The organism is Vibrio sp. 10N.222.52.B7 (genome assembly GCF_041474275.1).
In the GTDB taxonomy this organism is placed as follows: Bacteria; Pseudomonadota; Gammaproteobacteria; order Enterobacterales; family Vibrionaceae; genus Vibrio; species Vibrio crassostreae_C.
Genome location: NZ_JBFRTU010000012.1, coordinates 22958 through 29017 on the forward strand (window position 1 = coordinate 22958; position 6060 = coordinate 29017).

At 43.6% G+C, this 6060-nt stretch carries 7 protein-coding genes and 1 pseudogene; 3 read left to right on the top strand and 5 right to left on the bottom strand.

What is annotated here, in order from left to right; all coding sequences use genetic code 11:
• The first annotated feature begins 30 nt into the window (after positions 1-30).
• Positions 31-1137, top strand: a complete 1107-nt coding sequence (locus AB4512_RS05110) for a 1-acyl-sn-glycerol-3-phosphate acyltransferase (protein ID WP_372174555.1) — start codon at positions 31-33, stop codon at positions 1135-1137.
• 149 nt (positions 1138-1286) lie between these two features.
• Here the strand turns inward: AB4512_RS05110 and AB4512_RS05115 are convergent, their stop codons facing one another.
• Entirely contained in the window at positions 1287-1886 is a 600-nt protein-coding gene (locus AB4512_RS05115; RefSeq protein ID WP_017062763.1) for a hypothetical protein, read from the bottom strand.
• A 103-nt stretch (positions 1887-1989) separates the two neighbouring features.
• Here AB4512_RS05115 and AB4512_RS05120 point away from each other — a divergent pair, with 103 nt between their 5' ends.
• Positions 1990-2286: a YnjH family protein gene (locus AB4512_RS05120; RefSeq protein WP_372174557.1), complete on the top strand. Its 297-nt coding sequence runs from the start codon at positions 1990-1992 to the stop codon at positions 2284-2286.
• Positions 2287-2322: 36 nt separating this feature from the next.
• Here the strand turns inward: AB4512_RS05120 and AB4512_RS05125 are convergent, their stop codons facing one another.
• The gene (locus AB4512_RS05125; RefSeq protein ID WP_017062761.1) at positions 2323-2622 is read right to left on the bottom strand and encodes a YfcZ/YiiS family protein; all 300 of its coding nucleotides are present in this window, start codon (positions 2620-2622) and stop codon (positions 2323-2325) included.
• Positions 2623-3152: 530 nt separating this feature from the next.
• Here AB4512_RS05125 and AB4512_RS05130 point away from each other — a divergent pair.
• A complete protein-coding gene (locus AB4512_RS05130) occupies positions 3153-3614 on the top strand; it encodes a TetR/AcrR family transcriptional regulator (RefSeq protein ID WP_004731875.1) in 462 nt (153 codons plus the stop codon).
• A 383-nt stretch (positions 3615-3997) separates the two neighbouring features.
• On the opposite strand, the gene AB4512_RS05135 is transcribed toward AB4512_RS05130, so the two are convergent.
• The 3 genes and pseudogenes from AB4512_RS05135 to AB4512_RS25500 all read right to left on the bottom strand — a co-directional run.
• The gene (locus AB4512_RS05135) at positions 3998-4780 is read right to left on the bottom strand and encodes a heme ABC transporter ATP-binding protein (RefSeq protein WP_017062759.1); all 783 of its coding nucleotides are present in this window, start codon (positions 4778-4780) and stop codon (positions 3998-4000) included.
• A complete protein-coding gene (locus AB4512_RS05140; RefSeq protein ID WP_048609731.1) occupies positions 4780-5817 on the bottom strand; it encodes an iron ABC transporter permease in 1038 nt (345 codons plus the stop codon). The genes AB4512_RS05135 and AB4512_RS05140 overlap by 1 nt, the downstream gene beginning before the upstream one ends.
• A 106-nt stretch (positions 5818-5923) precedes the next feature.
• Positions 5924-6060, bottom strand: a pseudogene (locus AB4512_RS25500) (hemin ABC transporter substrate-binding protein); the annotation flags it as partial.

Consider the following 6060-nt stretch of genomic DNA (forward strand, 5'->3'; position numbering starts at 1 on the left):
GAGCCAGCTTTTTATTATATGAATTAAAAAATGACCTCTCCAACCGATCCATATGTTGATATTCGCCCTTACGGCGATGATGAAATTCCAGCGGCACTAAACCGTCTTATTAATGATGAAGAATTTATCAGTGCAATCTTGCACTACCGTTTTTCAAACCATGCGTCTTGGTTCAAAGCATTAATGAGCCCGATTTTGCGTGTGTACTTAAAAATGAAATGGAGCAAGCTGACTAGCGTTGGATCCATTCAGATTGAAGTGAAAAAGTACTTACGCGACACGTTAGCGAAAACCACTAACGGTGTGACGTACACGGGTATCGAGTCACTGGATGCGAACCAAGCTTATCTGTTTGTATCAAACCATCGTGACATTGCTATGGATCCTGCGTTAGTAAATTACGCTCTGCATCAAAATAATCATCAGACTTGTCGTATCGCTATCGGAGACAACCTGTTGAAAAAGCCATGTGCGACTGAATTGATGCGTTTAAACAAGAGCTTCATCGTAAAGCGTTCTTTGAAAGGACCGCGTGAGATGATGAAAGCGCTAGGGCAGTTGTCTTCTTACATTAAGCACTCTCTAGAAACGGGCAACTCAATCTGGATCGCTCAAAAGGAAGGTCGTGCGAAAGACGGTAACGATTTTACTGAGCCAGCAATTTTGAAAATGTTCCACGTTGAAGGACGTAAGCAAAAAATTGCTTTCCCTGAATACGTGAAGTCATTGAAGATTGTTCCTGTGGCTATTTCTTACGAGAACGACCCATGTGACACGGCTAAAGCGATAGAGCTTTTCGAAAAAGACGTAAACGGCAGTTACGAAAAGGGTGAGTTTGAAGATATCGAAAGTATCATTCAAGGCATCATCGGTGATAAAGGACGCGTTCACGTTGGTTTCGGTCAGGTTATCGACCAAGATTTTGATACCCCTGAAGCGCTTGCTGAAGAGATCGATCGTCAGATCCACGATAACTACAAACTGTTCCCAGTAAACTTGCTGGCAGCAGAAAAAGAAGACGAGTCGATTACAGCGGCCGTTAAGCAAGAGTTTGAAGCTAAACTATCGAGCCTGCCACAAGGTGCGCGTCAGTACTTGATCGATAGCTACGCCAACCCAGTGAAGAACATTGGTTAACGAGCGTTAGTTAGCTTGCTAGTTGATTAGCAACTTGATTGAATTGAAAAAGGAGCCTTGGGCTCCTTTTTTGTTTCTGAATCACCATTTGTTGCTGCGATCGAGCATTAACGTATTAGAGCATTAGAGCATTAGAGCATTAGCCTGAATTAGCGAGCGACTGCACCACCGAGATCTAGATTGGTTGGCCATTTGGTTACGGTGTTACCGCCCAGATAGATGTTGCCTTTGACTGTCATGGTCTCGGGGAATGTTGTAATCCCAGAACCGCCTATATAAAGGTCGCCGTCAATCACGATCCCGTTGGGTAACTCGGTTAAAGGAGTGCGGATCACGCTCAGATCGCCTTTTACTCTAAAGCCATTCGGTAGCCTTTCCAGTGGAGTGTCGGTGAGGTTGATAAAGCCGCCCACTCTTACACCTCTTGGCCAGCTGGTGATTTGGCTGCCAATCAAGTCGACGTAACCTTTTATCTTAACCCCGCTCGGGACTCGAGCGAGTTGGCTGTTAGAGCCTTTAAGGCTGCCGTTCACTTCTAACCCTTTGGGTAGGCGTGTGATCGCAGTATTCTCTATATTGAGATTACCATCTACCACCAAGCCAGTTGGAAGTGATGTATAAGGCTTATTTCGTAGATATAAGTTTCCGTAATTATCGAGATGGTTCAATATTTGATAGTGATCGAGTGGTTCAGCACTGACATTTGTTATGGTTAAGGAACCAATAATAAGTGCAATTATTCTGAGCATAACAGGCTTCTTATTACGATAGACGCTTACACTATAATGGAAAAATTAATCTCGCATAGTGTTTTACCCATTTGGCGGTAGATTAACGAGGAATGGAGCAAAGATGATAGGTAAATTAATAATTAGAGTAAATATACGAATTATTAAGGTCTTTCTGATAGCCGCTTCAGTGTTTGGCTCAATGTCTGCGAGTGCCAACAAAGTAATTTCAACGCCCGGTAAAGCTGCGGTGGTGGTGACACAAGGCGGTCAACAGCAACGAGTTTGTTATTACGATGACAAGGCTTATAGCATTGGGGCAGTGTTAGAGGTGGGGGGCGTAGTGATTCAGTGCGCTGCAGAAAACGATTTTGAGCAAAATGGGTCACTGGCTTGGGTTCAATTAAAAAAAGACGAGTAATTCACTCGTCTTTTAATAAGCATATAAATGCTTATATTAGCGCGCTAGAGAGCGAGTCTTAAGTTCAAAAATAATCTTCTCAGCGCTAACTTCAAATTTAAAGCGAGCGTGCAACTCTGTGCTTTCTTCAGTCATCTCTGATGCTTCGAACTCAACGTTGCTAGACACTTGTTTAGCAAGTTCAACATACTTAGCAAACTCAGCTTCAATCAGTGCTTTTGAGTTTCCGTAAACCGTTACTTCAGCAACATCGTCGCCTTCTTTAATGATGAACCCGATTTCGCCTGCACAGCCGCAAGCCTCACATACATCGTTGTTACCAATATCTTGGCTCATAAATAATCCTCTTACAAAGTCTGAGGTTATTCTAACGAGCAATTTGAACTGTATCTACAAAAATTAAAACCTTTGAACTAATTTATACTGGTATGCTATGTTGTTTGTTAAGGTGTTTGATGAATATCTACATTCGCGCCGCCAAATATGTATGTGATTTACCTCACGTTTTGTTGAAAAGGAATGTTATTAATATGTCAGAATATCATTCACTTAGTTGCGCCAGAAATGATTTTATAAGACTATCTATCGCTTGATAGGTATTTATACAATGAATTTTTCGTTGGGTATTTCATATTCTAAGTAGTTATTTAAACTTATCGACTTAGGATTGTAAGGTGATTTTCGAAGAATAATTAGACAAAGTGTCCAAAGAGGCATCACTGTAAAATTGTTCGTACATAGTATTTGTGTGAATTTAGTTATAAATACTTGCGAAAAAATACCTTGCTCACATAATGCTGATAACGATTTTCATTCTGACTTCATTTGATTGAGTTAGATGGATTTACAAAGAGAAGAGCCTGAATATGCCAAAGCGTAGTAAAGAAGATACAGAAATCACGATCCAGAAAATCATGGATGCCGTTGTAGACCAGCTACTAAGATTGGGTTACGACAAGATGTCATACACGACGTTGAGTCAACAAACGGGTGTTTCTCGTACAGGTATAAGTCATCACTTTCCAAAGAAAACGGATTTTACTGCTGCTCTAGACGGTCGTATTTTCAAGATGTTCATGGAACACATTGACTTCGAAAATGGCCTTGACGCATTTTCAGCTAGCTGGGTTGCAGCACTTGAAGACGCTGAGTTCCTAGCAATCTTACGTTTACTTTTCCATCATATCGTTACTGCTGAGAGCGCACATGAGTTCGCTGCAAACGGTATTGATCGTCTATACAAGCTGACTGAAACTCAGTTTGGCGATACTAGCGGTAAAGAACTAGAGTGGTTGATTGGTAAATCATTGATTCGTATGAGCCAATAATCAGCACTCAATAAAAGAAGCTCCTGCGGGGGCTTTTTTTGTGCCTGCCGTTTCACTTCTTGTGCGTTTTTCTCTCAATCCCACACCGATGTTGCTGTTTGCTGAATGATGTTATTTCTTTTCTTTTTATATGCTTACGCCGCGGCTTGTTTTTCTCTTCAGTGTTAAAAGCTAAGTAACCCTAACAAGTAGAGTTAATTTCTAGAGCCTCAAATGCTCAAGGTGAGTCGTTTTGGTGCTTGCTGTTGTGGTTGTTAATAAAATTGAGTTTAAGCCGAGAGAGTGGCTGTGAGCCAATAAAAAGCCCCGAACAAATCGAGGCTTAGGATTACGTCATTGTTATCAAGAACGAATACTCAAAACGAGTCGCTCCTTAATCGGACTTATTGTGCGGGGTGAACCTGAGGGAAGCTCATGGTTGGGTGTTTTTCTACGATACTTTTGTAACCATACACATCTTCTATCATCGAAGGTTTCAGTGCATCCCAAGGCTTGCCATCACACACCAAATTGCCATCTTTCAATACCACCAATCGATCGGAATACTGCGCGGCTAAGTTGAGATCATGCAAAACCACGATAACCGCGGCATTGTGGTTATCGGCTAATTCTCTCGCAATCTTTAAGGTGTTGTGCTGGTGGGCAAGATCCAGTGCAGAGGTTGGTTCATCAAGCATCAAAATACATTGGTCACCAGAGTGGTGAAGCTGAGTTAACACTCGAGCCAAGTGCACTCGCTGCTTTTCACCGCCTGATAGCGAAGGATAAAGTCTTTCACTCAGGTGAGTCACATCAGCAACATCCATTTTTTGGCTAGCAATGCTGGTCAGCTTCTTGTTGGATTCTTGCAGAGGAATCCCACCAAGCTCGACAACTTCATGTGCCAAGAATGGGAAGGTCAATGTGCTGTGTTGAGGAAGCATAGCAAGGTGCTTCGCTAACTTTTGAGAAGGCCACTTGTCTTTACTGTGTCCAAAATACTGGATATCGCCGTTGCTTGATATCTCTTGGCACAAAGCTTTAAGCAGCGTGCTTTTACCTGCGCCATTTGGCCCAAGCAGTGTGGTTACCTTTCCCGCTTCAATCTCAATAGAAACGCCATCTAATATCACTTTACTGCCGAACTTCACTTCGATATCGGTCGCTTTTAAAGCTGAAGGAAACATTAAAGGATTCTCCCTTTCTGTTGAAATAGTAGATATAAGAAGAATGGGGCGCCGATAATCGCAGTGACAATACCAACAGGAAGTTCAGCCGGAGCAAGTACCACACGTGAGAACATGTCTGCGGCGGTTAGCAGCAGTGCGCCTAGTACCGCTGATAGTGGCAACAGAACTCGGTGGTCAGGGCCTGCCAACATGCGACCTAAATGTGGGATAACCAATCCAATAAAACCAATCATGCCAGACAGGCTAACTGTGATACCAACGCCCGCAGCCGTCAGTAGAATCAGCTTTCGTTTCAGCTTTTGAACTGGGATACCAAGGTGTTGCGCTTCTGACTCGCCCAGTAATAGAGCATTTAGAGACATCGCTTGGCGGTAGAAAACAACAAACAAGCCAACGAGCGTGACAGCTGCCAGCAAAATTCCTGACCACTTAGCGCCCGCCAATGAACCCATCGACCACAATGAAAGATCGCGCAGCATTTGGTCATCAGCAATGAAATTCAAGAAGCCAATACCAGCGCCGGATAGCGCACTGATCGCCACGCCCGCCAACAACATGATGGTGACAGAAGTACCGAATTTACCCGTGCCCAGCTTATACACCAATAGAGTGGTTAAAGCACCGCCAAGAAAAGCGAACACAGGAACCGCAGCAAAGTTCATGAAAGCAGGATATTGAAGTGATAGCTCAGAGAAAAGTACGATGGCCAGTGCTGCACCTAGCGCGGCACCAGCAGACACACCGATGATCCCAGGCTCAGCAAGCGGGTTTCGAAATAAGCCCTGCATAACAGCACCACATAACGCGAGAATCGCACCAATCAACATACACAAAATGGTTCTAGGTAAGCGAATCTCTTGAATCACCAAGTTGATGTGGGGGGCCAAGTCATTGTTTGGCTGGAGTAAGCTCGCTGCGCTGTCAGCCAAGCTAATGTTCATTGGCCCAACGGTGATTGAAAACAGTGCGACGAAGACTAGGGTAGCACCTAGGCCTAACATCGATGTTTTCAGCGGGACGGATCGTAACAACATAAAGGGCCTCAATGTCCGTCACTAACTTCAATATCCATCACCAACATTGCGAAAGTAGGCTGGTGACGGGCATTGAGCTAGCAACAGTAAGAATAGGGTGATCGAGTTATAGCGGATAGATAAGTGCGTTTAATCGCTTAGCTTCAGAAAGGCTTTCAAGGCCAAGCCCGCCAACCAAAGCACTGCCATTTACGGTTATGATTTGCTTGTTCATACCTGCAGGCGTTGCCGCTAACATAGGTA

Bases quoted from the DNA above. Each gene is read 5' to 3' on its own strand.
- AB4512_RS05110 (WP_372174555.1), top strand. From the start codon at position 31: ATGACCTCTCCAACCGATCCATATGTTGATATTCGCCCTTACGGCGAT.
- AB4512_RS05125 (WP_017062761.1), bottom strand. From the start codon at position 2,622: ATGAGCCAAGATATTGGTAACAACGATGTATGTGAGGCTTGCGGCTGT.
- AB4512_RS05130 (WP_004731875.1), top strand. From the start codon at position 3,153: ATGCCAAAGCGTAGTAAAGAAGATACAGAAATCACGATCCAGAAAATC.
- AB4512_RS05120 (WP_372174557.1), top strand. From the start codon at position 1,990: ATGATAGGTAAATTAATAATTAGAGTAAATATACGAATTATTAAGGTC.
- AB4512_RS05115 (WP_017062763.1), bottom strand. From the start codon at position 1,886: ATGCTCAGAATAATTGCACTTATTATTGGTTCCTTAACCATAACAAAT.
- AB4512_RS05135 (WP_017062759.1), bottom strand. From the start codon at position 4,780: ATGTTTCCTTCAGCTTTAAAAGCGACCGATATCGAAGTGAAGTTCGGC.
- AB4512_RS05140 (WP_048609731.1), bottom strand. From the start codon at position 5,817: ATGTTGTTACGATCCGTCCCGCTGAAAACATCGATGTTAGGCCTAGGT.